General features: G+C 58.3%; 29 protein-coding genes and 2 pseudogenes. 19 read left to right on the plus strand and 12 right to left on the minus strand.

Features of this window, described 5'->3' with window-relative positions:
* Positions 1-122: 122 nt before the first annotated feature.
* Positions 123-1,916 (minus strand): PAS domain S-box protein, encoded by a 1,794-nt coding sequence (locus tag EOA13_RS23465; protein WP_127296078.1) that lies wholly within the window; start codon positions 1,914-1,916, stop codon positions 123-125.
* Positions 1,917-2,264: 348 nt separating this feature from the next.
* Between EOA13_RS23465 and EOA13_RS23470 the strand changes: the two genes are divergently transcribed.
* The 3 genes from EOA13_RS23470 to EOA13_RS39580 all read left to right on the plus strand — a co-directional run bounded on the left by EOA13_RS23470 (position 2,265) and on the right by EOA13_RS39580 (position 5,542).
* Positions 2,265-2,468, plus strand: coding sequence for a hypothetical protein (locus EOA13_RS23470; protein WP_127296079.1), 204 nt, complete (start codon positions 2,265-2,267; stop codon positions 2,466-2,468).
* Positions 2,469-2,801: 333 nt separating this feature from the next.
* On the plus strand, positions 2,802-3,863 hold the full coding sequence (locus tag EOA13_RS23475) for a PHB depolymerase family esterase (RefSeq protein ID WP_245490461.1): 1,062 nt from the start codon (positions 2,802-2,804) through the stop codon (positions 3,861-3,863).
* 1,187 nt (positions 3,864-5,050) lie between these two features.
* Positions 5,051-5,542 (plus strand): hypothetical protein, encoded by a 492-nt coding sequence (locus tag EOA13_RS39580; RefSeq protein ID WP_348629763.1) that lies wholly within the window; start codon positions 5,051-5,053, stop codon positions 5,540-5,542.
* An 884-nt stretch (positions 5,543-6,426) separates the two neighbouring features.
* On the opposite strand, the gene EOA13_RS23490 is transcribed toward EOA13_RS39580, so the two are convergent.
* On the minus strand, positions 6,427-6,939 hold the full coding sequence (locus tag EOA13_RS23490; protein ID WP_127296080.1) for a ferritin-like domain-containing protein: 513 nt from the start codon (positions 6,937-6,939) through the stop codon (positions 6,427-6,429).
* A gap of 598 nt (positions 6,940-7,537) precedes the next feature.
* Here EOA13_RS23490 and EOA13_RS37980 point away from each other — a divergent pair.
* Positions 7,538-7,873 (plus strand): hypothetical protein, encoded by a 336-nt coding sequence (locus EOA13_RS37980; RefSeq protein WP_245490462.1) that lies wholly within the window; start codon positions 7,538-7,540, stop codon positions 7,871-7,873.
* Between the two features lie 327 nt (positions 7,874-8,200).
* Here the strand turns inward: EOA13_RS37980 and EOA13_RS23500 are convergent, their stop codons facing one another.
* Together EOA13_RS23500 and EOA13_RS23505 are read right to left on the minus strand one after the other, a co-directional pair.
* Positions 8,201-8,410, minus strand: coding sequence for a hypothetical protein (locus EOA13_RS23500; RefSeq protein ID WP_127296082.1), 210 nt, complete (start codon positions 8,408-8,410; stop codon positions 8,201-8,203).
* A gap of 1,011 nt (positions 8,411-9,421) precedes the next feature.
* A complete protein-coding gene (locus tag EOA13_RS23505; protein WP_127296083.1) occupies positions 9,422-9,685 on the minus strand; it encodes a hypothetical protein in 264 nt (87 codons plus the stop codon).
* Positions 9,686-9,893: 208 nt separating this feature from the next.
* Between EOA13_RS23505 and EOA13_RS39585 the strand changes: the two genes are divergently transcribed.
* Positions 9,894-10,295: a hypothetical protein gene (locus EOA13_RS39585; RefSeq protein WP_164780265.1), complete on the plus strand. Its 402-nt coding sequence runs from the start codon at positions 9,894-9,896 to the stop codon at positions 10,293-10,295.
* Positions 10,296-10,556: 261 nt separating this feature from the next.
* Positions 10,557-10,988, plus strand: a complete 432-nt coding sequence (locus EOA13_RS23520) for a hypothetical protein (protein WP_023811898.1) — start codon at positions 10,557-10,559, stop codon at positions 10,986-10,988.
* Positions 10,989-11,255: 267 nt separating this feature from the next.
* Here the strand turns inward: EOA13_RS23520 and EOA13_RS23525 are convergent, their stop codons facing one another.
* The gene (locus EOA13_RS23525) at positions 11,256-11,756 is read right to left on the minus strand and encodes a metallophosphoesterase family protein (RefSeq protein ID WP_127296086.1); all 501 of its coding nucleotides are present in this window, start codon (positions 11,754-11,756) and stop codon (positions 11,256-11,258) included.
* On the opposite strand from EOA13_RS23525, the gene EOA13_RS37990 reads away from it, so the two are divergent.
* The 4 genes and pseudogenes from EOA13_RS37990 to EOA13_RS38870 form a co-directional block, all read left to right on the plus strand.
* Positions 11,730-12,065, plus strand: a complete 336-nt coding sequence (locus EOA13_RS37990; RefSeq protein ID WP_164780266.1) for a hypothetical protein — start codon at positions 11,730-11,732, stop codon at positions 12,063-12,065. The genes EOA13_RS23525 and EOA13_RS37990 overlap by 27 nt on opposite strands.
* Positions 12,066-12,591: 526 nt before the next feature.
* Positions 12,592-12,900 carry a hypothetical protein gene (locus tag EOA13_RS23535; RefSeq protein ID WP_023811900.1) on the plus strand — a complete coding sequence of 103 codons (309 nt, stop codon included), beginning with the start codon at positions 12,592-12,594 and terminating at the stop codon, positions 12,898-12,900.
* 60 nt (positions 12,901-12,960) lie between these two features.
* Positions 12,961-13,781 (plus strand): annotated as a pseudogene (locus EOA13_RS23540) (SIR2 family protein).
* A gap of 49 nt (positions 13,782-13,830) precedes the next feature.
* Positions 13,831-13,989 (plus strand): annotated as a pseudogene (locus EOA13_RS38870) (NADH-quinone oxidoreductase subunit D); the annotation flags it as partial.
* A 115-nt stretch (positions 13,990-14,104) separates the two neighbouring features.
* Here EOA13_RS38870 and EOA13_RS23545 read toward each other — a convergent pair.
* Positions 14,105-14,614: a DUF892 family protein gene (locus EOA13_RS23545; RefSeq protein WP_127296088.1), complete on the minus strand. Its 510-nt coding sequence runs from the start codon at positions 14,612-14,614 to the stop codon at positions 14,105-14,107.
* 726 nt (positions 14,615-15,340) lie between these two features.
* On the opposite strand from EOA13_RS23545, the gene EOA13_RS23555 reads away from it, so the two are divergent.
* From EOA13_RS23555 to EOA13_RS23585, 6 genes are all read left to right on the plus strand, one after another.
* On the plus strand, positions 15,341-15,586 hold the full coding sequence (locus EOA13_RS23555; protein ID WP_127296089.1) for a hypothetical protein: 246 nt from the start codon (positions 15,341-15,343) through the stop codon (positions 15,584-15,586).
* 288 nt (positions 15,587-15,874) lie between these two features.
* On the plus strand, positions 15,875-17,272 hold the full coding sequence (locus EOA13_RS23560; protein ID WP_127296090.1) for a cytochrome B6: 1,398 nt from the start codon (positions 15,875-15,877) through the stop codon (positions 17,270-17,272).
* A 52-nt stretch (positions 17,273-17,324) separates the two neighbouring features.
* Positions 17,325-17,927, plus strand: a complete 603-nt coding sequence (locus EOA13_RS23565) for a DUF4142 domain-containing protein (protein WP_127296091.1) — start codon at positions 17,325-17,327, stop codon at positions 17,925-17,927.
* Positions 17,928-18,111: 184 nt separating this feature from the next.
* Positions 18,112-18,405, plus strand: coding sequence for a DUF768 domain-containing protein (locus tag EOA13_RS23570; protein ID WP_127296092.1), 294 nt, complete (start codon positions 18,112-18,114; stop codon positions 18,403-18,405).
* 741 nt (positions 18,406-19,146) lie between these two features.
* Positions 19,147-19,347, plus strand: coding sequence for a hypothetical protein (locus EOA13_RS23580; protein WP_127296093.1), 201 nt, complete (start codon positions 19,147-19,149; stop codon positions 19,345-19,347).
* Positions 19,348-19,356: 9 nt separating this feature from the next.
* Positions 19,357-19,578, plus strand: a complete 222-nt coding sequence (locus EOA13_RS23585) for a hypothetical protein (RefSeq protein ID WP_127296094.1) — start codon at positions 19,357-19,359, stop codon at positions 19,576-19,578.
* A gap of 114 nt (positions 19,579-19,692) precedes the next feature.
* On the opposite strand, the gene EOA13_RS23590 is transcribed toward EOA13_RS23585, so the two are convergent.
* Positions 19,693-21,081: a phospholipase D-like domain-containing protein gene (locus EOA13_RS23590; RefSeq protein WP_127296095.1), complete on the minus strand. Its 1,389-nt coding sequence runs from the start codon at positions 21,079-21,081 to the stop codon at positions 19,693-19,695.
* Positions 21,026-21,352 (minus strand): low affinity iron permease family protein, encoded by a 327-nt coding sequence (locus EOA13_RS23595; RefSeq protein ID WP_023811908.1) that lies wholly within the window; start codon positions 21,350-21,352, stop codon positions 21,026-21,028. The genes EOA13_RS23590 and EOA13_RS23595 overlap by 56 nt, the downstream gene beginning before the upstream one ends.
* Before the next feature lie 504 nt (positions 21,353-21,856).
* Between EOA13_RS23595 and EOA13_RS23605 the strand changes: the two genes are divergently transcribed.
* Genes EOA13_RS23605 through EOA13_RS23615 form a run of 3 tightly spaced genes read left to right on the plus strand, consistent with a single transcriptional unit; the run spans position 21,857 to position 23,549 of the window.
* Positions 21,857-22,105, plus strand: coding sequence for a hypothetical protein (locus EOA13_RS23605; protein ID WP_127296096.1), 249 nt, complete (start codon positions 21,857-21,859; stop codon positions 22,103-22,105).
* Positions 22,075-22,500, plus strand: a complete 426-nt coding sequence (locus tag EOA13_RS23610) for a hypothetical protein (RefSeq protein ID WP_245490463.1) — start codon at positions 22,075-22,077, stop codon at positions 22,498-22,500. The genes EOA13_RS23605 and EOA13_RS23610 overlap by 31 nt, the downstream gene beginning before the upstream one ends.
* Positions 22,497-23,549, plus strand: coding sequence for an NAD(P)/FAD-dependent oxidoreductase (locus EOA13_RS23615; RefSeq protein WP_245490464.1), 1,053 nt, complete (start codon positions 22,497-22,499; stop codon positions 23,547-23,549). Before EOA13_RS23610 ends, EOA13_RS23615 begins: the two co-directional genes overlap by 4 nt.
* Before the next feature lie 835 nt (positions 23,550-24,384).
* On the opposite strand, the gene EOA13_RS37995 is transcribed toward EOA13_RS23615, so the two are convergent.
* From EOA13_RS37995 to EOA13_RS23640, 4 genes are all read right to left on the minus strand, one after another.
* Positions 24,385-24,702, minus strand: coding sequence for a hypothetical protein (locus tag EOA13_RS37995; RefSeq protein WP_164780268.1), 318 nt, complete (start codon positions 24,700-24,702; stop codon positions 24,385-24,387).
* A 1-nt stretch (position 24,703) separates the two neighbouring features.
* Positions 24,704-24,940, minus strand: a complete 237-nt coding sequence (locus EOA13_RS23630) for a hypothetical protein (protein ID WP_127296098.1) — start codon at positions 24,938-24,940, stop codon at positions 24,704-24,706.
* Positions 24,941-24,959: 19 nt separating this feature from the next.
* Positions 24,960-25,694 (minus strand): Crp/Fnr family transcriptional regulator, encoded by a 735-nt coding sequence (locus EOA13_RS23635; protein WP_127296099.1) that lies wholly within the window; start codon positions 25,692-25,694, stop codon positions 24,960-24,962.
* Between the two features lie 339 nt (positions 25,695-26,033).
* Complete coding sequence (locus tag EOA13_RS23640; RefSeq protein WP_127296100.1) at positions 26,034-26,909, minus strand: MBL fold metallo-hydrolase; 876 nt, start codon at positions 26,907-26,909, stop codon at positions 26,034-26,036.
* Positions 26,910-26,983 lie beyond the last annotated feature (74 nt).

Genomic DNA, 26,983 nt, shown 5'->3' on the forward strand with positions numbered 1-26,983 from the left:
CAGGGGTATCGGGCGTCACAATCGAGGCGTCAGGGCTGCAAGCTGCCGCAGCGGCTTGCTACTCGGCTCTGAGAATTCGCGGGGGTTGAACGGACAAAGCTGAGGTGCTGACCCCTCGACGCCTACGCCTCGCTGGCGACAGATGCCTCCACGGAAACCAACGGCGCTTCCAACGTCCAATTGATCCCGTACGGCCCATACTCAAGATTGGCCTTCCCTCCGACCGCCTCAGGCGCCACCCGCTTGAGCACCACGGTTCCAAAACCGCCCTGGCCGATCTTCTGGACCTTCGGGCCATCTGTTTCGGCCCAAGTGAGGTGGAAGAGCTTCGAGCCACCGGAGCCGGTCGCGTTCCATTGGACCGAAATCGTGCCCTTGTCTCCCGAAAGCACGCCGTATTTGGCTGAGTTGGTCGCGAGTTCGTGGAAGGCAATGCCGAAATACTGGACGGCGTTGGGGCTCAGCACAATGGATGGTCCCGCCATGGAAATCCGTCCCTCATTGCCGAAGGGTTTGGCCTGCGACAGCAACAGTTCAAAGAGGGTGACGCCTCTCCAGTCGCCGGCGACTAGCAGATCGTGCGAGCGTGACAGCGCCATGATCCGCTCCCGCACCTGCCGTTCGAACACCGCGGGATTTTCGGCACGTTTGTTGGTTTCCCTGATCATCGAAAGAATGACGGAATACTGGTTCTTGACCCGATGATTGACCTCCCGCATCAGCATGCGGATACGATGCTCGTTTTCCCTAGCCGACGTGATGTCTCGGGCGATCTTGGAGGCGCCGATGATCTGCCCGGTTGCGCTGCGCACGGGTGACACCGTCAGCGAGACGGGAACCAGGCTGCCATCCTTGCGCCGACGGATCGTTTCGTATGTGTCGACCGCTTCGCCGCGGCGGATGCGTTCAAGGATGCGGGGTTCCTCGTCCTGGTGATCATCCGGGATCAGCATGGCCACCGACCGGCCGATCGCTTCCTCGGCGGTATAGCCGAACAGCCGTTCGGCACCGCGATTCCAGCTCTTGATGACGGTGTTCAGATCCTTGCTGACGATTGCGTCGAACGAGGATTCCACGATGGCTGACAGATGGTGCCTGGCCTCCTCGGCACGCTGGCGGTCGGTGAGATCAAACAGCATGTTGACAGCGCCGATCAGATCGCCGCTCTCATCGCGGATCGGTGTCGGGTACGGCTCGAAGGGGAAGAAGGATCCGTCAGGGCGTTGCGCTATGGCCTGCTGGCCACGCACCGGGCGGTTTTCCTTGAGCGCGATCGCCATCGGGCACTCGTCGTGCGGCAATTCCGTGCCGTCGGGCATGAACAGCTTGAACGTCACGCACCACTTGTCCTTGCCGATTTCGGGCTCCCGGCCCGCCAGCTCGGCGGCGGCTCGGTTGTAGTAGGTGATGACGCCATCCGGGTCAGTCGTGTAGATGGCGACTGGGAGACTATCGAGCACCTGATGATAGGTGCTGTCCTGCCGCCGCAGTTCAGTCCGCGTCCGCACGAGGTCGGTTACATCAACGGTGAAGCATCTTGTGTGGACCAGATCGCCGGCTCGGAACTGGCCGCTCGACGTGATTTCGACATGCTTGATTGAGCCATTGCGAGCCCTCAATCGCGCCGGATATCTCGCGATCTTTTCGCCACGTGTAAGGCGCCCCAAAATATCCTCGATCACCCTCCGGTCCGGATAGAAATCCGCGATATGGCGGCCGATATAGTCCTGTGAAGAATAGCCGAGAAGATCGAGCTCGGCTTGGTTGGCATGCAGGATAACCCCATCTGCGCTGACCAGATGGAGGGCGACGGCGCCGTTTTCGAAGAAATCCTGGTAGTCGAAGTTCCGGTTATCCTCACCGGGCATTTCCGGGTTCTTGAAGGCGATACCATTCGCCTGCGGTACTCCATTCATCCAAAACCCCTCTCTGTTTAACCCGCCATAACGCGGGGTGTCGCCAATTTGTTCCTATAGCTCGTCCTTCGCGGCCTGCGTACGATGCTGCTCTTGATTCAGCCTTTTGCGACATGCAAGCTTAGACCCGGACGGAAAAACGACCTCGTGTTTGACCTACGAACGTGCAAATCGGGCCTCAAATGGAAAAATCCCTGGTGCATGTCGTAGACAACGAAGCTTTAATTACCGTGGAGGTCGAGGCCGCCTTCGCGAGCCAGGCTTTGCCGTAGCATTGGCATCCTATGTTCCGAAGCGAAGCGTTTTCTCGCAAACCACACACCCGCCGCAGCGGTCCTGGACGTCAGGTTGTCGGACGGCGAGAGCGTTGAAGCGGCAAAAACCTTGGCTGGCCGGGCTGTTCCTTTCGTCGTCTATTCCGGCCTAGGTGTCGAGGAGAGCCACGAAGCATTCTCATTCGGCGTCACAGTGATGAAGCCCGCCGAATCTGCAGAGGTGGTCCGGGTTATCAGAGAGATGATTGCCGGCCAGCAGCCGAGAATGACCGGATAGCTACGCCGTTTACATGTTCAGCTCGCGGACTTTCGTGCGGGGCCGGCCTCAGAGGTGGAGGGCGATAGCCGTTTCGCCCGTCTGCCTGCTGGCCGTTTTGCTTCGGTTCGGGGTACGACGGCACAGAGCGCGCATTGAGCGTGGCAATACATCAACAAGGTTCCCGGATGAGGCGGCTCGTATTGTGCATTGCAGCAACCATATGGTTGCATGTGCGTTGTGCACGACTGTGCCATTCCGGCGCGCAAGGACACTGATTTGCCAAGTATATCCGACACGATCGCTCGCCTGAGCGCGCGGCCAGCCGGATCCGGGGGCCGGAAGGACGCTCACTTGTCCGAAATCACAGGGTTCGGGTCCAATCCTGGGGCCTTGCGTGCGTGGTTTTATCTTCCGGAGAATCCAACCCGGCAGGCGGCGCTGGTCGTTGTGCTGCATGGCTGCACCCAGAATGCGGCCAGCTATGATCATGGCTCCGGCTGGACCGAGCTCGCCGCCAAGCATGATTTTGCCGTGCTTTTCCCCGAGCAGCAGCGCGCCAACAATGCCAATCTTTGCTTCAACTGGTTTGTGCCAGGCGATATCAGCCGCGACAGCGGCGAGGCACTTTCCATCCGCCAGATGATCGAGGCGGTAGTCGTTACGCATGGTCTTGATCGCAAGAGGATCTTTATCACAGGTCTGTCCGCAGGGGGCGCCATGGCGGCGGTGATGCTGGCAAACTATCCCGAACTGTTTGCCGGCGGCGCCATCATTGCCGGGCTTGCCTATGGCACTGCCTCGACCATCCCCGAAGCCTTCAGCCGCATGCGCGGCCATGGCGGTCCGTCCCGAACCGACCTCCAGCGCCTGTTGCGGGCAGCCTCGCCGCACAACGGCCCGTGGCCGCGGCTTTCGCTGTGGCAGGGCTCGGCCGACACGACCGTCGTGCCAGCGAATGCGGACGCGGTGCTGGCGCAGTGGCAAAGCGTGCACAGCCTCAGCGAAAAGCCAACACGCATAGAGAAGATAGACGGCCAGACGCGCAAGATCTGGTCCGACAGCAAAGGTCGCGACGTGGTCGAGACGTTCACCATTGCCGGGATGGGGCATGGAACGCCACTGCAAACTGGCGGCGGCGATGGTCTCGGCAAAGCAGGGCCTTTCATGCTGGATGTTGGGATTTCCTCGACACGCCACATCGCCCGCTTCTGGGAATTGATGAAGCCCGTCGTGCGACGCAAAGGCAAAGCCGACGTCGCTTCAGCTGCCGCGTTGCAGTTCTTTGCACCAATGGAAAAACCGCGGGCAGTCCGTATCGATCGCACGCCGGAGCGAGCCAATGCGCGTGGCCCGGCGAGCGGGATTTCCAAGGTCATCGAAGATGCGCTGCGCGCGGCGGGATTGATGCGCTAAATTGTTGTGGTGGAGGAGCTTTTTGTGGCCCTGCCCAGCCGCCTCTGGTCGTTGAAGTTCTGCCGTGCCTGGCTTTTGAGCTCGGTTTGGCGAGCGGAAGCCGCGCCGCGGCGGAATCCTGGAGCGATGCGTGGCCATCTTGGGCGGGTATCTCTGGGCCGGTCGCTATATCAAGAGATATGCGCAAAAAAAACCGACGAGATCAACGACAGCAATAGCCCCCGAAAGCTTGCTCTCAGTCTCGACACCGCTAACATCGAAGTCGCCGGCAAGATCGCCTATCCCCCCGTTCGCGCTCGAGCTTCGAACTGCATTTAATGTCACGGACCCTCTTTCCGTCTGGACCCCTTTTCAGCCGACGCTAAATCAAAGCAATGCGACGCTTACTTTTAGGCCTTACAGCCTTCCTCATCTGGACGACGTGGCTTCAGGCCGAAGCCTGGAAGCCCTTCGGGGTCCGGCAGCTTGGCTTCACATTCGTATCCCTCCAGGCTTCGCCCTGACGCAGCATTCGCATCAGGGGGCGGCCTTTCGTGGCCCAAGGGATGCGTTTCTGGTCGTTTGGGGGGCGCGACTGGGGAAAGCCAGTTTTCGCGCCGAGATCGAGCATCGCATGATCGAGGACGAAAAGGCCGTCGACTGACCTATCGGCGCATTGCCCCCGGATGGGCGAGCTACTCCGGTGTCAAGAATGGGGCGATTCGCTATGTCCGCGCAATTATGGTGTGCGACGAGCGGGCCGCACTTTTCACAATCAACTATAGGCAATCGGAAAAGGAACCGTATGATCCAATTGTCGTGCGTATGGTCCGGTCTCTGAAGGCACGAGGCTGCTCATGAGGTTCTGGGGTGGCGAGCAAATGCGCACCACAACGGTTTAAAGTGCCGCGGCATGGCTCGTGATCGCGTATCGGTGAATATCCGGCGCGTGCTTGGGCGCAGGTGAGGGGAACCTTTTCCCTGGCATGTTTCGCCAGGGAAAAGAAAAACCGAAGGGAAATCCCTGGGCGCCAAATCATCTCGCGACGCAGCCTAGCCCTCGCAAGGATAAGGCCAGCCGCACGCAAGAGGCTGCCGCCAAAACCCCGGATAAAACGAATGATTGGGAGATGCACGGTGATGGTGACACGATAGACTTGCAGCCGCGGCCGGAAGGCAGTCTTGGAGCGCCGTTCGTGTCGCTTTAGATGACGCTGATCGGGGGCCGCCCGGTCCGCCGCCGAGAACAGTGCCAGGTGCGAGCCACCAGTCCAAACGAGTCCGAACGCGTTTTGCAACCTATCGCGGGCTGGTTTGCGCCTCGGCCGGTGCAATGCGGCGGCTGCTGGAACATCGAAATGTCGCGGCCGTTTAAAAATCTTGGAGGTGGCCGCATGCACCTTGTCCAGATCCTGCTTCCTCGTTCCGACAACGCGGGAGAGCCGTTCGCCAATGAAGACTTCGACCGTGTGAAGCAAGAACTCGCCGATACCTTCGAAGGTGTCACTGCGTATCTTCGGGCTCCCGCGGAAGGGGTGTGGAGGCAGGGAAAAGAGTCCGACATGGACGAGATCGTCATCTTCGAGGTGATGACGGAAGAAGTCGATCTGCCCGATTGGCGAAGGCGCCGAGCGGAGTTGGAGCGCCGTTTCCGGCAGGAGGAGATCATTATCCGATATCTACCGATGGCATTGGTCTAAGCAGCCTGAGAGGTTCAGATGCCTCTGGTTGATCAACGTGTTTGCCACGCCCGTCCCGGGCCGAACAGCAACCGCGGCATTCGACGAAATCTGAAATGGGTTGCTATCATAGTTAACTGCGAGCCTCTGCGACCTGCGCAATTGGACGCCGTGGCTTTTCAGGAGAGCGGCATACCGGGTTGCTGAGACGATCAGTAACGTGCGCGGTGTCGTGCCAAGTCGCCAAAGCGGGAGCGCTTGGCTGCGCGCTTCATGAACGGCTTAGCTGGGAAGGATGGATTTGCCGAGGGAAACTTGGCTCGATGCCAGCGCCGGCTGTTCCGAAGCGTCCGGCAGCGACATAGCCATCAGCGATGCGGCCTGATAGTATGGGCCCGCATCCATCCCTGTGACCGGCCGCCTGGCAAGGCTGCATCCGCGATCTGGCTGCCCCAAGCCGAGCATTCACGCTTGCCGGGCAGTTCAACTGACCAGCATGTAGACTCTCGAGAGGGGCAGCTTGTACTTCGGCCCTCGTGTTGCAAGTCACGCATCTCGACCTAATGGGGCAGGTTGGAAGTCGTCTGACCGCCTGCGTCAAAGGTTGGCCGGAATGGCTATCCAAGGGGATTGTTGGCTGTTCAGTGACGACGTTTCCTGCGACTCGGTCATTTGCCTTTTCTTGCCGCCGATCGGTTCTGGCCGGTCGGCGCCGTTGTCCTCGGGTCTTTCGAATGCGCCGCTATTGCCGGACCCGCGCCGGTCGCTTTGCGCATATCGCCGTTACCCCTAGCTGGACCGGACTTCTTGCCGAGCACTCTTGAAACGAGCGTACTTAGATAGCCATTGATAGTTCCCGTTGAGATGCATGCACCAACGTGCCAGACTTCGCCTAATGCGGACTACTACGCGTTTTCGGCCGCCATGTTGACAGCCGATTCAGCGAGCTGTGTCAGCGCCTCGTCAGTCGCTTTCTCCTCTCCAAGCGTTAAATTGAGGAGAGAAACCGCTTCATCAAGCCCGAGTTCGGAGGCCCAGGTTTTCAGTGTGCCATAGCGTGAGATTTCGTAGTGCTCCACAGCCTGGGCCGCAGCCAGCAGACCGGCGTCCAGGGCAGGCGCGCCCTTGTATTCTTCCATGATCTCGGCACCTTCCTCGGTGATGCCCACAATAGCTGCACACGTCTTACCCTGCGGCTTCTTGCCGATCACTTCGAAAACCTGTTCGAGGCGGGCAACGTGTTCCTTCGTTTCGTCGCGGTGCTTTTCGAACGCCGCCTTCAAACCCGGGCTTCGAGCGGCCTTCGCCATTTTCGGCAGCGTCGCAAGAATCTTCTTTTCGGCGAAATAGATGTCCTTCAACGTGTCGTGGAAAAGTTCGTTCAGGCCCTTCGGTGAAGCCTTCTTAGTGGTTGCCATCCTGTGTTCTCCCATTCGCGCTCAAAGCGAGGCAGGATAGCAACTCGATCAGGGGCAACTGGTTCCGGAGGGCGTTCTCTGATTGCAGTGAGATTGCGGGACCGTTGTATTCAGGACAGCTTTCACGCTTATGGAAGCCGGTCAGATTTTCCAGGAAGGCAGTGATGACAGCTTGTTCGCCAGTCCCCAGCACGCCCGGACCAAGCTGTTTCAGAGCCAGATACCAAACAGTAGATCAAGCGCAGTGCGCCTCACCAACATGCCACCTGAGGTCCGTCCGCGCAATGTCGCTACACGGTTGACGAGCGGCTATCTATTATGGCCACTCGTCGGTCTACCAGGCGCCTCCAAAGATCCGGCCTGGTGGGGAATGGAACTTACTGCCTTCAGTGGGCTTTCGGATACGTCCCGTCGGAGAGCGATGTGGAGAAATTGATGCGGAACCTTATAACTGCCCTTCGCGGCACTTTCCCTAGCCACGTGCCAATCGGCTCCTGAACCGCCGCAACCCGCCGCTATCGAACCTGCTACCATTCGCTCCCGACCCGCCTTGGATCCTACCGTTGTTCCGCCTGGCCCGGCAATCATGGATCAATCCGTGACAATCACTCCTCCTTCAAAGGGCGTTCCAACAAAGTACGCTGCTTTTTCGGGCAATTGGGCCGGACGATTGGAAGGCACATATGAAGGTAAACTGGCTGTTCAATCTGTTTCCTCGAACGGAAACGTGACCGTAACTTACGCGTGGGGAATTCTGGGCGATAACAACCCGGGAGAGGCCGCAGGCGAAGGAAAAATTGTAGGGACTACGTTGAAGCTGGGGCGCCTCCCGAATGGCGCGGACGTCAGTTTTAAGATGATGCCCGACGGAACGCTGGCCGGAACCCATGCGCTCGCCGGCCAGACCCATACGGGCATGTTCATCAGGCAATGATCAAAGAAGATACGGTCGCGCTCCAGCGGTTTTCATCCGAGCGAGATCAGGTCATTGGGGACGATCGAGCGCAGAGTTGCTTTGAATGAAAGCGATAAGGTCATGCATGGCCAAAGAGCACTCCTGTCACGCCGGGGACAATTCACACTGCCGGTTGTCGCGCAAGGGATCGCAATCCAAGTCGCATCCGGCCAGCTTATGGGCAATTTCGCCCTCCGGCCGCCCTGCCGTGCGGAGCGCCGCGAGTGCGTCAGGACTCGTTCCATTCATCCGCGCCATCGTCGTCATCGTAGGGCGGGACGGATCAGTTCGCAATGTCCACGCCAGTCATCCCACGACGGGGGGCGTATCGTCATAGCCAATGGAGACTATCCCCGGATGCCTGTGGGCTATAGCGAGTATCTGAGTCTCTAGCTCGCAGTTGTAGGTCATCAGCGCCTTCACGGTCTCAAGTGGGCTGTCGTAGCGGGCGATAAGCTTCACGGCTTCAGAGTGCAGCTCGGCTTTGGCCTCGGCGTCCAGGTACATCGTTCCCATCTCGGTTCTCCTTGCGTGTCGTAGGCGTGATGTATTGAGCGCCGTTGAGCAGCATCATCCCTTTGAGCGCCTTTATGTGGACTGCGATGATCAGCATTGCGGGGCGGCCTCTCCGGCATGCGCCGTGAACAAAAAGGGAACATACATGTCAAGCACGAATTGACTCCTGGCGAGGGATCCATTCCTGTCTTGACGTTGCCCGCGAGAAGTCGGTCAGACTATGCTGCAGCCACCCTCAACGGGCACAGGGCTTCGCTCGGTCCTTAACCCGCGCTGGTTGAGTACTGAAGCGTACATGCCCGCTCATCGTGCCTTGTTCCATCATCACGAACGAGCCTCGCAAGCCGGATCATATCGACATAGGCGAGCGACGATTGTGCCGCCAGTAAGGCTCGCGGCCCTTGCATTGACGTTCCTCAGCGCATTCAGGAGCAATCCTGAATCGCGTCGCTTCAAGGCTGGTCGCCACGTACGCACCGTTGTCTTTGCGTCCTTCACCGCGACTTCGTTGAAGGGCGTGCCCTTCTGAGCCCAGATTGTTGCGCATTGCGCTGGTCGTGCAGTGCCTGGAGGTACGCGTGCTTGTCGCGCAGCACCGGGTAATTCCAATGTCCTGCTCACCTCGGGTCAGAGGAGGATCCGTTGGTGGTGGTGGATAGCTGCCGGCGATTTCCGACAACAGCAATGCCCGCCGCGCTTTGGCGCAGCTTGTGAATAGCCGACCGAGAAGAGATTCACGGCGAGCGAAAGCATCGAACGCCGAGAGCGTGCACACGGGGGCATCCGCATGGCCACGGAAAGGTGGCATATGCGTGAAGGGGGCGACCCGGGCCGGTCTCCACGGGCGAAGAGCGTACGCTGTCGAAACCTGGCAGGGTTCTGAGCGGCCCCTTGGACCCCTATTGCAAGCGTGGCTGAGCGCGCGCGAGAGCCCGCCCATCAGGCGCGTGATGCGCGACCTCGCTAGTCGGCCCTCATAGCTGCGGAAGCGCTTGCGCCATTCCTCGCAGCTCAGAGCCCGAGGGTCTGACCCGTTTCCATCCGAAGGAAACCTGCCGGCGAATTCCGCAACACCGAGTCTTGGAACGCCTCGACGGCAGAGCCGTGGGTGATATCGACCAGCACGGCCGCTGCGGCTTCAACCTTATCGGCCGCTTCGTCTACCTTGTCGAAACGCATCAGCATTCGATCGTGTAGCATCGACAACCGCGTCGCGTGATAAAGCACGCTGCGCTTGTGATAGTCCGAGTCCAGCGGCCCAAACAATATTGTCATGACGACAAATCCTCCGTTTCATTGCGATAGGAGGTCATTTGATGACGCCCCGTAACGATGCTGGTCTGGCGCTCCGAGCCTCCATAACGCAGTGTCGGGCTGCCCAAATCCTGCAGCACAAGGCAATATTGACCGCGACGCCATTTTCCCGGTCCGTTTCCTCCTTCGCGCGCGACAGCGATTTCTCGGCTCGTTTGACGCTTAACCTTTGACGTCCAAGTTCGAAATCAAGACTTTCAGCCATTGTTGCGCTTCCAATTCGGTTGCGGTCCCTTCGACCGATAAAGTACGTCTGTTCTGTTTGGTTCCGGCCAACAAGAGCAATCGCGACCCGGCTCCCAGTTTTTACCAGGAGCCAGGCAAACGACTTATCTTAGTCGTCGTTGTCCTCGATGATCACGTGGCGCCGGTGATGGCGGCGTTCGATCGAGCCCGTGGTGACGACCACGTGATCGCGGCGATGGTGCTTGCGATGCCAATGGCGCTGGCCGTTGTCGTAAAAGGCTTCCGTGCCGTGACGGCGATGGTGAAGGCGAGCTCCATCCTCATTGATGACGGCAATGCGGTTGTTATGGTGACGGTGATGCTTGTTCGTGGTGATGACGATTGAGTCCGCCGAAGCCACGGCAGGGGCGGCCAGGCAAAGGGCCAGCGCGCCCAGAATCAGGGTGGTTCTCATTTTCAACTCTCCAAGGAATTAAGATGCCCTTCCGTCAATAAACATCGTTTGCGCGCTTTGGTTCCTGTCCTGAAGGTCAGCACGCAGTCATCGCGATCCATTCTCGGGTAAGGCCGCCTTATCAGCTCTTGTCAGCGCCTCGGTGCACGATAATTTTTGTGGGGAAGGGACTTCAATCAAAAGGAGCCGACGATGGAACACCAAACTCTAAGCCAACTGCAGACCATTGCAGAAGTAGAACCCCTGTCGACATACCCGATCATGACCCGGCAACAGCGTATTGAGCGCTGGGCAGAGTTGCTGGCACAACATCCCGAGCGACGCCTGAGAGCCCTTACCGGCACTGAGTATCTGAAGCGGGAAGCCCGCGACGCAGCACGCGGTGAGGGCTCGCCAATTACAGTGGCCTTCGAGGACCCGCTACTGCGTGCGTTAGGCCTGAAGGATGACACCTATGGGGAAGCAAAGCGCTTCTTCGAACTGTCTGACGGTGAGTTGCATGACATCGTCTGCAGTTGCCATGTCGGAACCACGTTCAGAGGGCAGTGGGCTGCCGCTAGAGTCCGCCGGTCGATTGGAGGGAACAGGTTTCTTAAGTGGCTTAGAGAGAGAATGTGGCACTGAGATCGCCAAGGACGGCGATTGAAGCTCGTTTCAAGCGAGGTGGATGAACGATTGGGCGCCAGTGGCGCGCCGCCGGGGTGACGACGGGGGTCGGCGCCTGTCCCAAAGGTTGTGACGGCTGTGCAGACGGGTGGGGCGCTCCTCGGTCCGGTTTACTCGCGGTGCGTTCCAGGCAAGGCTGCAATACCCCAGGGGCAGGATTTCTGGATTCCTGTTTGCGGCTAGCATCACCACGTAAAGACGTCGATCGTTCGACCATCTGCTGCGCTAACCTCGGCGGCGCCGCCTGGCCTGTATGGCAGCAAAAGTGACGGGGCGAAAATCCCAGGCGTCCACGCCGACGTCGTGTTGCCGCGTCATTGGCTTCAGCCGGCCATGAGAATGGCCGTGCAGGTTTATCGATTTCTTGCCGATCTGGTTCCAGGTGCGGAACGGGTAGTGGCAAAGAACCAAGAAACGGCCCTCGACCGTCAGCTCCTTGTAGTGTTGCACGCTAGCCCAAGCCGAAGCGCGGAGCGTTACCACGCCGTCGTTGTTGCCGATGATCAGGTGCTTGGTGCCATGGAGGCAGGACAGCAGCGAAGACACTGTCTCCGCCGATCCTTTGGCAAAGTCGCCGAGGTGCCAAACCTCGTCGCTTGGAGCAACAGTCTCGTTCCAAAGTTCAGTCAGTGCCTGGTCATGCGCCGCCAATGAACTGAAGGGGCGGGGGTCGAGCCGCAGAATGCGGGGATCGTTGAAATGCGTGTCGGAGGTGAAGAAGATCATGCGCCGCCGCTGGCTGAGACGAGCGCTCGACGAACGCTTCTAAGTTCGCTTGCCGGAGCGCCTTTTGGGTCCATCATCGATCCTGATTTGGGCTTCCCTGAACATCTTGAGTGCCTCTTCCTTGGTGAGGCCGCACTTGCGCGCAAAGTAGAGCGCTTCGATCGCCTTTTCACGATCCGCCGTGGCTTCTGTGTGCTGTTTGGGCTTTTTACCCATCGTTCTCTATCACCTTTGATGCCACCGAACCATCACCGTGCCGGGTTGTTCCCATCCATCGGATCTGCTGACCTGCCGAGCGCGGCAGCCTGATGTCGTCGATAAAACGAGATCCCGAGACCTTAGCAGGCATCAGCTTGGTCGTTTCTATATGGCCCATCCCGGAGGCACAGTCGGAGCTTTAAAGTTGCCGAACGCCTTGCAACGGTTGCTTTTGGCTACGAGCGGCACGCGGCCGGCATCTTTTGCCGAAGGCGGCTCGGCCTGCGCGTGGCTACGGTGAACGGTACTCAACAGCCCTGAGTTCGGATGTGGTATTCCGGTTCCATCCGCGAGTTTTCCCGCGCATGGCTCGCCGGCAGACACGCTGGGTGGCTCCCGCCGAAGCCTTGCCTCTACCTTGCAAGCTTGCCATGGCGATCCGGAACCTCGAGGCATGTGGAGAGTTGTCCAGCAGCCCAGCGGAGATCCAAGCCATGGCGCCACCAGATGCCAATCCCGGCGCCGCCGCGCAGCCGAAACGCTCTGGCAAGCGACAACCCCATCACCGGCACGGCACAAGGCCTCCGGAGCAGGATTATCTATCGACGGGCTTCCAACGATATGAAGGACATGGCCCATGAACGTCGCCAACCTGCAATTGGAAGGTTTGCTTATGGCGGTCGCGGCCGTCAATAACGCCTTGGTCCGCAGAGGCCTTCTCTCTGTCGATGATATCGACACGGCGTTGAAAAACGCGGAAGCCTCGTTCACGGTCGATGAGCGCCTCTTCGAGGATATGTCGCCTGCTAACCGCGACGCAGTGTGTTTCCCTTTGCGTCTTTTGCGGCTGGCTAACACCAAGCAGTTCGAAGCGAGTGTGCCACCGTTTTCCGAGCTGGCCAGGCAGGTGGGGATCACCAAGCAGCCTAACAACGACCAGATGTGAGGGAGGAGGGTCGACCTGCGCGGCTGGCCTCGAAAGACTTGATGAACGATGACCCTGTAGATTCTCGCCAACGCAATTCGCCATCGCAGCGCAATTCCGTTTGTTGGGGCAGGGGTGTCGATCAGTGTTGGACTACCCTCCTGGGAGAAGCTGATAGTGCGAATGGCAAAGGAGCTCGGCGTCGACGACGAATTTTCCACGCGACGCGATCGTTTTCAAACCCTGGCCGAGTACTATCGGATCAAGCATGGCAGCATCGGGCCACTTCGCAGTTGGATGGAGAAACTGGTCCGTCCCCAAGGACCGGATCGAGAAATCCGAGTTGCATCGTCTCATCGTGAGGCTCGACTTCCCTGTCATCTACACAACTAATTATGACCGGAACCTAGAACCGGCTTATGAGATATACGGCCGGGACTACGTGAAAGTGGCCAATGCACGCGATGTAGCGCAGGCCGCCAAGGCGTTACCCACATCGTCAAGTTCCATGGTGATTTCGACGAGGATTCGTCCCTCGTCCTGACCGAAACGGACTACCTCGATCGCCTGTCCTTCAATTCTCCGCTGGACGTGCGTTTTCGCTCGGATGCACTCGGCAGCACGATCCTCTTCATTGGCGTAGCCTTTCCGACCCAAATATTCGGTTGCTGTTGCACCGTCTCTGGCAGACGTGGCATCGGTCCGGCTATGAGAAAGATCGCCCGCCCTCGTTCATCCTCATGACCAGCCGAAACTCTGTGGAGGAGGCCGTTCTTGGGCGTTGGGGCATTTCGGTCGTCGTAGGCGAAATCGACGAGCCGCAAGCTGCTTTGATGGACTTCCTCAGCCGGCTGGCGGAGATGGTTGGGGATGGGGAACTGTCGCAAAACAGCGAGCAATAGGAACTATCGGGGTAAACGGCAGTTCGGCGAGCTCTCAAGAAACGGCCGCATAGCAGAGAGCTCCGTCCGGAATTTCAATGTTCAATTCCGGCCCTCAACATCTTGCCGCACATGACGTGCTTCGCCTGGCTCTTGAGTTAGATGGAGATGTCCTTGGCTCGACCTGCATGTCGGGATGCTGAATCGCGGCACGGAGAAACTAACGAAAACTGCCTTTACTTCGAAGTGCCTTTCACACCGGTAACGCCTCAACCTCAATGCGCGTTGCGCCGAACTCGGCGCAACGCGCGATCTCTTAGCCGGCAAATGACTCTACCGACCGATCAACGCTTGGCGTTCTCACTCTCCGAGTCGGTCCGCGCGAGGAACTGTTCGGTTGTCGCTGGAATATGGCTTTTCAGCCAGTCCGCCATCGCGACTTCCTCACGCAGGTTCTCTTCGCAGACCTGGGCGACCTCTGCTTCACCTAGCGATTTGGCAGCGGCGATAAGGATCGTGTAGGAGGCGATTTCCATGTGCTCGAACGTGTAGCTTGCAAGCGATCCTTTCATCACTTCGTCACCGGCGAAGACCCCACTGAGCGACTGCGCCATTGCCGTCAGCTTGCCGCCGGCATCCTTCAATGTGGAAGATCCTTGTCCGATGCGGTCGAGACAAGTTTCCAGCCGAGCAGCCTGCTGTCTGGTCTCCTGAACGTGCTGGCGAATCCGGTCGCTGAGCTCAGGATAGTTCTGAATTCGGTTCAGCTGCCCATTCAACATGGTCTCGGCCTGCTCCTCCATAGCGTGAGCATCCCTAAGCCATTGGACAAGCCATTCGCGCGATTCTGACATTTTTCATTCTCCTTCACGGGTCGGCCAGAACTTTCAAAGGGAGATATTGTTCCTCATCGGTTGAGCTGCGGCCTCGGCCTGTATCGCGAGCCTTTTGCTGGTCGGCGCTGGATTCAGCCTCCTGGACCTCGGGCGATGGGCATTGCCGCGGCGCTGAAACGCATTCTGCAGAATGACCGAAGCTGCTGCCGTCACCGCGTTCGGCGATGGGTATCTCTACGAGTTTCGTGTTGGCTCGTATTCTGCTGCACCCTGCCATGTGTCAGGCTAAGCTGTGTATTGCCCGAACTGTCTGCATTTACCGTTTATCTTGCGAAAACAGCTCGTTGCTGATGCGCCTCAGCGTGGCCCCAGGTTCACCAGCGGAGATCTTTTTTTCACGATGGAACGTCACGGGAGATCTATTTCACGATGGAACGTCACGGCGTTTCGGAGGTTTGTAATGGAATTTCGCAGCCAAGGAAACGGGCCATGACTTCTTCAGACAATTCTTCAGTTGGCATATCACCCCGCCCCGAAAAATCGGGCGGCAGGACCCCGCCAAAGCAGGCGACACCTTCACCGGCCGCAGAGAAAACCTCTGGAGCAGGTCCTGCGATCGCCGAGCGTTCGAAAGACGCCAAGGCGCCCAGAGGCGGTCGTCAGCCTGGGGCTTATGTCAAGGATTAGACGGCCGTGCGTTTAGTTTCGGCTGGCCGCTACAGTCGAAGCGAGGAGGAGGTTCTTATGCAGATGACGGAAATTGTCGTCAGCCGAGACCAGGCACCGGTCGTGGAATTCCGCGGGGAGGGAGGCGAGTGTATTACAGTCACCCTGCAGGCCGGGCATAGTCTTCCCGACGACGAACTCATCGCAAAGGCCAAGGCTATGATGGTTCAGGTCGCTCAGTTCGGGATGGACCAGGTCAAAAGCGCAGTCACGTCTGACGGGTCGCCAACCGATGAGGTTATTCAATCCGAACTGTCGGGATAGAATAGCTTCGCAGGGTTACAGGGCACCAGTCGATCGGCGGGCGTGCAGTCATCAGCCAGAAAATGGCGAGATCGCGGGCAATAGTTCGAGCACACAATCGTGGTCCGCGTTCAGGCACGCAGATCGACGCATCTCCAAAACAGCGACACCGGTGATCACCGAGAAGCCGAGCGTGGGACGATCATGCGTTGCGTTGTCCAGTCGGCGGCTGATCGGCTTTTTCCAAAGCTCGGGAACAAAGCTGGCGCGCACTGGTTGGGGTCAAATTCAACGCTGTGGGGAGGAGATATGTCGCGTATCTTCAATCTTGGTTTGCCAGTCCTGCTTGGGGCTGCGACATTCGCGCTCAATGTTGCTTCGGACCCGCTGCCGCCGGATTTGACATATCGTCCATTGCCAAGCTTGCCTTTTTCCGCGGTCAAGGAGACTGACGAAGCGCAAAAACCGGCAGTGACACAACGGCAACGCGGCCTGCTTGAGAGACGTTACGATCTGGCTGACCGGCCGATGCGGGGCGTCATGATGTCGGGCGGGCGCAAAGCTGTGCAAGAAGGCTCGCGAGTGAAACTGCCGGCAGGCGAAACCTGGAGCAGCCTGGCAGCGAAAACTCCTCAGGAAATTCGTGATCGTGGTCTGTTGCCGCAAGGTTTCCTGCCGTTGCCGCACGTCAAGCAGGCCACTGGAGGTCAGGTCTTTCCTGAAAGTCAGATAAGAGAGATCGGCGCTGATGAAGGACGGGATCTGCGTCGCTTCGATGTCGATTTCGACCTGCCGGATTATCTTACGCCGGAATTTCCACCTCCAATATTTCTCACCACGCACCCGGAGCTTGGCGATGTGTCGCGAGGTGATCTGCTGACGATACGCAACTTCTATGAATACATGAACGGCATCATCACGCCCGTGCAGATGGAAGGGCTTCGTCTGCTGCTGACGCCATTTCCGCAGGAGGAATTCAATCAGACCGAGGACAGGAAGGTAGCGATGCAAAGCACGGGTGTGGCGTGCCTCGATTGCCATTCCAATTTCCACACCAACGCGGCGTTTCACCTCACCCCGGACGTGCGGCCGCAAGCCGAGCGCTTCCGGCTCGACACGACCAGTCTGCGCGGCTTGTTCAACCAGCAGATCCACGGGTCCAAACGCTCGCTGCGTTCCGTGGAGGACTTTACGGAGTTCGAACAGCGCACCGCCTATTTCAACGGCGATCACGTGAGCGCCACCCGCAAGGGCGTGAATCTGCCGGATCGGCCCAACCAGGTTGCGATGATGGCGCAGATGCAGAACATCGTCGATTTTCCGCCGGCACCGAAGCTCGATCCGTTCGGACGACTTGACCCGGCTGCCGCCAATGCGCTGGAGATCAAGGGCGAGCAGGTGTTCATGGGAAAGGGCCGCTGCGGCGAATGTCATGTTCCAAGTCTGTCCTTCATGGACAACAACATGCACGATCTAAAGCTTGAGCGATTCTACAAAGTTGGCCAGACGTTCAACGATCAGGTTGCCATACCGGATGGACCGATCAAGACCTTCACGTTGCGCGGGATCAAGGATTCTCCGCCCTATCTTCATGACGGCCGCCTAATGACGCTGGGCGATACCGTAGAGTTCTTCAACCTGGTGCTCGGAACGAAGCTCGACCAATCGGAAAAGGATGCATTGGTGGCCTATCTGCTCACGCTCTAGAACACCGGGGAAACCGCGGCCGAAGTTAATTCGGTACTGAATGGAGGACATCATGCGTGCTGCCGTAATGACAGTAGCCCTGGCATTGTCGCCCTGCTGTGCGCTGGCGCAAATCGGCAATCCAGCCGGCCTTGCTCCCGATACGAGTATGGAGAAGCCTGGAGTTCCAGCACCGCATCAGACGAATTATCAGGATCGGCTTTTCGCCCAGCTGATTACGGTAGGCGGCAGGTCCGAGATAGAGCTAGGTCGGCTCGCGGCTGGAAAGACAAGTCACGATGACGTTCGGGAATTTGCAAATCGGATGGTCGATGATCACGACAAGGCCAATGAGCAGCTGAAATCCGTGGCAGATAAAAGCAAAATTCCACTTCCCGAAGGGCTCGACCCAGATCACAAAAAAATCCGTTCCGATCTCGAAAAACTCGACGGCACCGCGTTTGAGCTGGCTTACCTGGGAGCGCAGATCGTCGATCACCAAAAGACGGCGCAACTCCTGGCTTGGGAGATAGGCTCGGGCGAGGATGCAGCGCTTCAGCGCTTCGCCTCCGAAAAGCTGCCGACGGTGCTGGAACATCTTGACCTAGCCCGCGCATTGCACGCGAAGCTGGCGGGGCAGGCCCTGTTTGCGCCGGATGCGCAAAAGACCAAATGAAGCGCCCGGTCCATGTGAACCCCTGAAAGTTCAGGCTGTCTTCCATGAATGTCAGCGCACGAGCGTCTGTTCGTAAGATGATCAGCCAAGCCTATCCTGAGCGTAGCCCTTGCTGATTGGGAAAGTGACGGCATGGCGGAACTTCGGATCGCCGCCGCGCTTAACCCGGCGGAGGAGTTATCAGATGAACGCGACCAAAGAATTTTTTGAAAACTGGCTGCAGGAGAATGTCGGCACTCTCGCTGGCGAAGAGGAAGTCAGCTTCGCCGTGCTGGCCCAGCAATTCGGGCAGGATGCCGAAGCAGCCGGTTATGGTCGCGAGGTGCGTGAGGAGGAGCTCGGAAACATTGAAGATGCGATCCAGCAAGCGCTAAAGAATGCCGGAACTGGGGTGCATGGTGGCATCGACGGAGAAGCCAGCGATGTGGCAGCCGTCATGGATGCGCTGGAGGTCGAAGATGCCAAAAGCGGGCCATAGGTCTTACCAGATTAGCTCTATTCGTTTGTCGAAGTTGCCGGGGTAGCCCTATGGAGCAGTTTCGCAAGGACATGGCCACCTTGGCAGAGCCGGCTTTCTGGGTGTCGATAGGTTTGCTTCTTGTCCCGTATGCGCTTGGAACCGTGCTCCTCGTCTGGAACTGCGGCTGCCTGTAAGGTTGACTGCAGACGCACCCGGTAGTGGTTCAACGACTCAAGCGCCCAATTCCCTGCAATGCCGAGCTTATGCGTTTCCGTGGGATCCCTTGCTGCAGCAAAGTCTGAACCATCGCGTCGCGAGGAAAGTTCATCGTCGACACCTGCGGCCTCACACCGTTTGGACAACCTAAAGACCGACAACGTGTTCCAAGTCAAATCAGCTTGAACCTGCCTCGAGCCGTCCCGCTGCTCATTCGCGCACCTGCAAGGTGGGCCGTTATCAATCGCTGGACGCGAGTTGGCAAACGACGCCAAGCCCGGATCGCATGCCTTGGGATCCGCCGCTGCATCCGAAATAGCCCAGCAACTTGCGAGTTGGCTGGGAACACTTCCGCCATTTCGAAGTTGGGCCCGCATAGGAGAACCGAGATGGCCATCCCACAAGCGGACAACGACAACCACCTGCGCAAGAAGCCGGCTCATGCAGGCAAAAGCTCCGCCAAGAGGACGATAGACCAGGTTAGAGCACGACCCAGGTACAAAATGGCTCCGCGGGCGGCAAGAATTAAGGCGAGGCGCTGAGATGCCGCGGACCAATGATGACGGTCGCAACGAGAAGACCACATCGGCTGCAGCACTCATTGTCGACAAGGAACGTGCTGAGCGCGCCGCCAAGACGGCGCGATTGAAGGAAGCGCGCCTGGCACAAGCCGTCACGCGCGGTCCCATCGAACGCAAGCCACGTGTCACCAAAAAGGTTCGCAGGATTTTTGTTGCTGGCTAGGAGGTGTCCGTGACTCGCAATCACGACAAGGAAAGATACGACCGCGCCAAGCGTATCAGCCAAGAGATGCTGGACGCTGAACGAGCGGAACGGGCCGAGAAGACGGTGCGGCTGAGACAAGCAAGGCTTGCACAGCATCTGGTGGAGACGTCGCCGGCGCAACCGCAAATTCATCGCAAATCCATACAGGCTCTCAAAAAGAGAAGCCGTAAGGTGATTGAAGTATTTTAGGATCTCCACATCCGTGCAGAACCACGGCACGGCGTTTAACTTCGACCGAGAGCGTCTATCAATACCAATGGCGAGCAATCGCGGGTACTTTGCATCTCCGCACCCTCGCTATTATTAAAGCTGGGAGCGAAACCTGCTCGCAAAGTAGTCGGTGACCTTTTCGCTTAGCGGACGAGCTTGCCATTCTTCCACACTGACCTGCCTTGATCGTTTCAGGTCCTCGTTGAAAACGTCTATTTGCGTCCGCGCGAATTCCATGCCGTAGACATTCAGAGTGGCCTCATCGTTGAGGCGCAAGGAACGCTCATCCAAATTAGCCGAGCCAAAGCTCACCCAGACATCGTCGACGATCAAAAGCTTCGGATGGTACATTGTGGGTTGAAACTCAAAGATGCGCACACCGGCCTTGAGCAATTCGCCCCAGAAGTAACGTGAACCCTTTCGCACTATAGGCACGTCCGTCAGCCAATTGGGAACGATGACATCGACCGAGACGCCTCGCCTCCTTGCATCAAGAATCTGCTGCAGGGCTATGTCGTCCGGCACGAAGTAGGCCATGCCGATGCGCAGATGGTCCTTGGCCGCGGCTATTGCCGCCAACATCATCAACTCCATGTTCTCCGAGCCGTTTGGCTGCGAAGAAAGTATTAGTTGGGCATCGAGCCCACCAGCGGGCGCAACTGCAGGGTAGAACTTCCCGCCCTGCAATGTCTCACCGGTCGTCTCCAGCCAGTTTTCGGCGAACGCCGCCTGGAATGCGGCCACGGCGGGTCCTTCGATCCGGTAGTGCGTGTCGCGCCATTCATTTGAGTTGCGTGCGTTCCCGCGCCAATTATCGGCAATGCCGACCCCGCCAGTGAAAGCGACCCGGCCATCGACGATCAGCAGCTTGCGATGAGTTCGGTTGTTTACACGGTCCAACGTATACCAGCGTAGCGGCCGATAGCGTTCGAACCTCACACCGGCCGTGGTCATGATGTGGATCAAGTCCTCGTCGAAGGGAAGGCTGCCAACCCCGTCGACGTTCACGCGGACTTCGACGCCTTCGCTGGCCTTGGCCGCCAATGCGATTGCGAACTCGTAGCCGATGGCTCCCGACCAATAAATATATGTCTCGATGTCGACGCTGGATCGAGCCGCCCCGATTGCTTGCAGCATTGACGGAAATATTTCGTCCCCGTTGATGAGAGTTTGGACCGCATTGGAACCGAACATCTGCCCTTGCGAATAGCTGCTCATCGTCTTGGAAAATTGGGGATCCGTAGCGTCGAACCGATGGGGAACGATTGATCGTAGAACGCGCGACTCTGGAGTGAGATTTATGATCAACACCGTGAGCAGGCTGGCGATAGCGGCAATGGCCAGATAAATGAGCACCTTTCGCCAGAACTCAATGCCGGAGGTCTTCTTGCGGGCGCCTGACGCAACGGAACCGAAAGGCTGCACGTCAATCGCCCCGCTGCTGGCGATGGCGATGTTTCTCGATCTCCTCGGGCTCTTCATCGTCGATCCGCGTGATGTTTGAAGCCGCGTGATCTGACCGCAGAATCTCGTCAAGCTTGGCGTGGATCGCTTGAGTGTCGCGGTGCTCCGCGCGCTGGATGAACAGCGTCATCGCCCAAGTAAACAATGTAGCGGCTCCATGCCAATCCAAGCTCTGTCGCTCGAAAATCATCCAAAGGATTGCATAGGCCAGCAACACCAGGAACGCTGCGGGACGGGAAGTCAATGTGCCGATTGAGGTAAGGGCGCTCGTGACCGGATGATTTGCCATTCCAAAGAACTCGCGGCAGTGCCCCTGGTTCCGCGGGGCATTATATCCCCCCGCCATGAATCAACAAAAGGTACAGTTGAGCAGCGCGCGCTTTCCAGGTGTCCTGCGTCGGCCCTCCCACATGCCATCCGGCATCGAGAACGGTCTTGATTTGGATAGTCTCGCCAAGCGTTCGGTTCAGCAAACGCTCATATCGGCGACGAGGCGATTTGGATTCAGCCGCTTCGGCACCCGCTTGGTAAATTCTGCTGCACGTTGTGCCCCATCAATCGCGCCGCGAAGAGTTATAGTCGCTGGAGTATAGGGCTTCGCCGTCTACACCCTTGCGCGAAGGTTAAGCGATGAATGGGCGGTGGGGCGATCTTCACGCATGAACAACGGCCGAGTGCATCATAGTTTAATGACAGCTGGTGGGCTGTGCCGCATAAAGCCGTGGTCAGCGGCTGTGTAACGGGTTTCGCTGCTTGGAGCACTATCGCACTCTCGCCCGTTTGGAGGAGCCTGATGCTTAACCGACCCATCCGCATGAACACAGAAGCTCTCTACCCCAGTGACCTGAACATCCTTCGCGCGGCATTTGACGCGCTGTGCCAGGAATTTGCCATTTTGCCTGACACGGCGGCGGCCTATGCCGTCGCAAGAGAGCTGATCAGGCTGTTCCAAACAGGAATGACGGAAGCGGCCACGCTGATGATTGCCGTGCGCGCACGTTGGCGGGACGATTGGGAGATGGGGCGCAGCAACGCTGCCTGACGTTGGATGGTCATGCGAACACCACCCGCTGCATCCTTTTCGGCACCACCGCGTTGACCGTCAAACCTGCCAGAATGGCCGACCCGCTGGCACACCGACTGGAGCAACCGATGCCGAAATTTCGCTTCGAGTTTATCGAAGGCATGTCGCAGCCTGCGATCTTCGCCGATATGGCTGATCGAGATGAGGCTGTCAGGGAGGCAAAGCGCGCTGCCAAAGAGGCCATGCTCGACGGAATTGTCGATGGCGTGGACCCGACCAGTTGGGTGACGAAGGTTTACGATGAGGCAGGCTATCTCGTCGCCACTCTCGGATTCCAGGATCTGGTCGCCGCGCCCAAGGATACGGAAGAGTTCAAGGAAACAGAGGAGCCTGGCGTCTTGCGGTCGGGTTGAAGCCCGGTGTCTACGCTGTCGCCATCGAGCCGGATGTCCCGAAGACCGCCCTTGGAACATCGTACGAACCAAATCGTTCGCCGGTGATGCGCCGAACCATGCACGATAGCCACGTCAGTCGACCGGCCGCCGAGACCGAAGATGTCCTGATCGTCGGAGGCGGGCCGGCAGGACTGACCGCCGCTCAATATCTTGCCCGTTTTCGCCATCGCGTGCTGGTGATCGATGCCGGCGATCCTCGTGCCGCTTTGATTCCAACGAGCCATAACTGTCCTGGCTTTCCCGAAGGGATAAGTGGAGCCGATATTCTGGATCGCCTTCGACGTCACGCCACCTTGTATGGAGCCACTCTGGTTGGAGGGCAGGTCTATTCCCTCGCCTCTGCCCATGGGGGGTTCGTCATTGAGACATCGATTGGCGCAATCCGGACACGCAAGGTGTTTTTGGCGACAGGGATCACCGACACGACACCCGTCATTCCGCGTCTACGCGAGGCAATTGCCGCAGGTGTCATTCGACTCTGCCCGGTATGCGACGGGTATGAGGCGATCGACCAGAAGATTGCGGTCGTCGGGCACGACGTGAGAGCCTTGAAAGAGGCCATTTTCCTCAGTCGGTTTACACCGCTCATAACGATGCTTGGGAGCGACGCATCCGACTTTTCGCTCAGCACTCGTCGCGCGGCGAGGGCAAGAGGCATAGTCATCGGTGACGCTCTCGACACGCTCTGTCCGGCAGCAGATGGCTGCGAGGCGATTTTGAAAGATGGGACGTCATACCGCTTCGATGCCATTTATCTGGCACTGGGATGCAAGGTTCGTTCTCAACTCGCCGAGGCCATTGGCGCAAGATGTTGTGAAGACGGCTATGTCACAGTCGACGAGCATCAGCAGACTTCCATCCACGGCATGTACGCCATCGGTGACGTTGTCAAAGCGTTGAACCAGATAGCTGTCGCTTTTGGACAGGCTGCCATTGCCGCGTCGCATGCCCATAGAGAGTTGGAGAGTGCTGAGCGGACTGGATTTGCAGATCAGCCTTCTCAATGAACATGACACCACGCGGCTGATCGGGATGTCGGCCGCTTGACGGCGCGTCGGAACGTCTCGACCCCGGCCGACAAGAAGTTGCCGCGCCCTGCAATCGCAGCAGATGATCCCGCCAACAGTTACAGCCCCGGAACATTCACTGCGGCACGAAGTTTGGCTGCAGGCCTACAATCCTCCCTCATTGTCTGGGCCTTGAGGCTGCCGAAGCAGCTTCGGCCCGTCTCGGCTTTGTCCGGGGCGGGCTTTCCATCTAAGAAGAGGCTTTCCGGATGTAGTTGAGGCAGATCACGCCGTAGACCGATAAAAGGCCGTTGCTGGTTCGAGCGGACGCCATTTTGTTTGCTCCCGAGAACACGTGGAACATTCTTTCTCGTCCAGCGTTAGCGCGCGCCGGACGACCTGTTCTGCGATCTCTTGCTGGCCGGCATCAGAGGTTGCAACCACAGCTTCAGCCCGCCTCGGCCCCTCTCGAGACGGGCGGCGCGCGGAGTTGAGATGCGATGCATAGAGACGCCTTCACGCCATCAGAACTTGCCCTACTCAGTCGCGTATTCGCACGCAGCAAAATCAAAAACGAAACCGCAACCGAGAGGGAACGCCGCGCATCACGTATTCTGGCCTACTACCAGGCGGGGATCACGGACGAGGATGAGCTAGAACAGCTTTCTCGCCAACCGCTGGGAAGGTGACGATTAGTCTTCCTTCTTCAGAGCTTCCGCCTCGTCTTTGAGCTTCGGCCAATCGGCGCCGTGCTTGCGAAGCAGCGTTCGGGCCTGCTTGGGGTCAATGTCCGTGAGCTCGACCAGATGTTCGACCTCAAGTTCCTGGCCTTTCGCTACCCGGCTTGCTTCGTTCGCTTTTCGTTGCACTTCGACACCCACTGCTGAGACAACATGAACGAGCGCCGAAAGTGCGCGTTCCAGAACTTCATCAAAAAATACGCGACACCGATTAAAATCAGTCGGGTTGGGCCAAGTATGGGACGGGTCATGGCCTTCTGCTGTGCCTTGCCGATTTCTTCCCTGCGGGGAACCGAAGCTTGCCTGTAGGTCGCAAATGCGGCGACATCTTCGTGCGACTGTCCGATCACGCGGCGTTCGGGTTTATGTGCCGTCGCTCGGCAGCCTTCTGACGCAGCAAGTCCGGTGCGCACGTCACCTCATCAACTTGATCTGAAGCGAGATGCTCAGCCTCAGAATCCTGTCGCCGTTTTCGTTCCGCACTTCAACAAACACTTGCTGCCCGTCCACCTCAGTGAGTGCATCTCTCGTAAGGTCGATAAGACCCTCGAAGCCCACGCGGCGCACCTCCTCCAAACCGGCACATTCGATGCCGATTTGGTCCTCGAAGACCAGATCGTGATCGCCACTATCAAAGAAAAATCGTGCCATGCGAGAGCTTCCGTCACCACTAAACTGCAGGGTTCCTTTGGTGCAGGTAGGTCGTGTCGAAATCACCTGCATGAGTGAGGCCAAGCCAATCCAGAACATGCACTCTTGATCCTGTGGTGGCGATGAGGCCTCTACGTCGAAGTTCCTGAAGCATTCGGTTGACGTGGACTGTGGACAAGCCCAATGCATCGCCAAGGGCTGCCTGGGTAATGGGAAGATCCGCGACGTGATCCTGGATGCGTCCAACCGAGCGCAAGCGAAAAATCAATTCGCACAATATGTGCGCCATGCGCGTGTATGCCTCGCGTCTTCCCACATTAGTGACCCATTCCCTGTAAATAGCTGCATCGATCAGGGTCGACCGCCAAAAAGCCGTCGCGATTCGAGGATGCTGTTCGCAAACGGCGCGAAGAGCGTCATGTCGTATGAAGCCCAGTCTAGCTGCTGTGAGGGTCGTAAAATTGCAATCCATGATCGACAGATGCAGTCCGTGCAGATCCGGAATATCCCCAGCCACAAAGAAGGATGTAATCTGCCGTTTGCCGTCGCCGGTAAGTTTGGTGGAACCGAGCAGGCCATCCAAAACGACAAACGAACTGACAGGACGGTCCCCCTCACGCACCAGGTCGTAGTTGGGCAAAAAATCCTTCTCCTGGATCGGGATGCTCTTCAAAACGTCGATGTCGGTCTGTCGAACATCCGAGATGCTCAGGAGTTTGCGGATAAGTACATCCGAGGATGAGGTGGGAGACAAATTGGCTACCTAGCTTATGTTATTTATCGAACTTGCAATCGCGCTGAAAGTTCCGTGACATTACAGAGCGGCGGCGGAGAACGGGCGCGGTTCGGCGGGTGATTGGACCGCCGCACAATCGAGCCCGCAGTTATGCCGCCCATAGGGGAGCCTGCGGAGCTACGCATTAACCTATGACATGGACTGTGTTCGAAATTGTCGCTGAGATAACCATCGGCGCCAATTCGGCAAGGCTTTGACGTCCGCAACGGAACATATGCCCCAACTGGCGCTACGAGGTTGTTCAGCCGAGACAATCTGCAAGCAACTTGGAGCGGCAATACAGCTCCTGACGCTCCGCTAAGCTCCGCCATCTGAAACAGTGGCTGGCTCACGCACGAACTTCATCCGCGGCGGCACGGCGAATGCCGTGAACCGCTCAGCCAGTCTGTCGAGGGCTTGGCGCATGCCAACTCCCGCAACTGGCGCTCCGTGTCCGCTGATCACCATCTGCGGCTTCAGCGCAGCCAGTTGTTTCACGGATTTTTCCGCCGCATCCCAATCCGGTGTGAAGTAGCGCGGTGGACCATGCATCTCCAAGTCCTGAACGGCGACTTCATAGACCGACTCCTGACCCGTGGTGATGAAGGCGTCCCCAGCGATCAGCGAGCGGTCTTCTTCGCGCCAGAGAGAGACATGCCCCGGCGCATGCCCGGGCGTGTGCAGCCAGCGCCATCCGGGCATGCCGGGGACCGATCCGTCGGCCGGCAAGAGTTGCAGGCGATCTCCGAGATCGATTGGGCCACGAGGAAAGAGTGGCGAAAGCAGCGCCATCAGGCCGCCCCCCACCCAAGGATCAGGCGGTGGATAGGACTCGGTTCCGTCCAAATAGGGACGCTCGAGCGGGTGCGCGAAAACGGGCGCATCCCATGTGCCGGCCAGATCCACAACCGCTCCCACATGGTCGAAATGGCCATGGGTCAAGATGATCGCGGCGGGCCGCGCGCCGGCTCCAAAGCGCTTTTCCGCGACCGCCAGGATGCTGCTTTGCGACGTCGGCAAACCCGTATCGATCAGGACCCAGTTTCGATCTCCGCTGCCGGGAGCGCCGAAGAACACGACATTCACGATTGTCAGCCGCAAATAGGCCAAATCCGGCGCGATGCTCCAGACGCCGTCGCCACGATCCTCGCGCCTGGCATGGTCGATGTCGGAAAGTCGAATCTGAACGGTCATGCTGTTCCCTGCCTCCGTTGTAACCGCCGGACAATCGATGACGGCTCGGTCCCGAACTTGCCTCGGCGCACCTT

The organism is Mesorhizobium sp. M7A.F.Ca.US.011.01.1.1, from assembly GCF_003998295.1.
GTDB lineage: Bacteria > Pseudomonadota > Alphaproteobacteria > Rhizobiales > Rhizobiaceae > Mesorhizobium.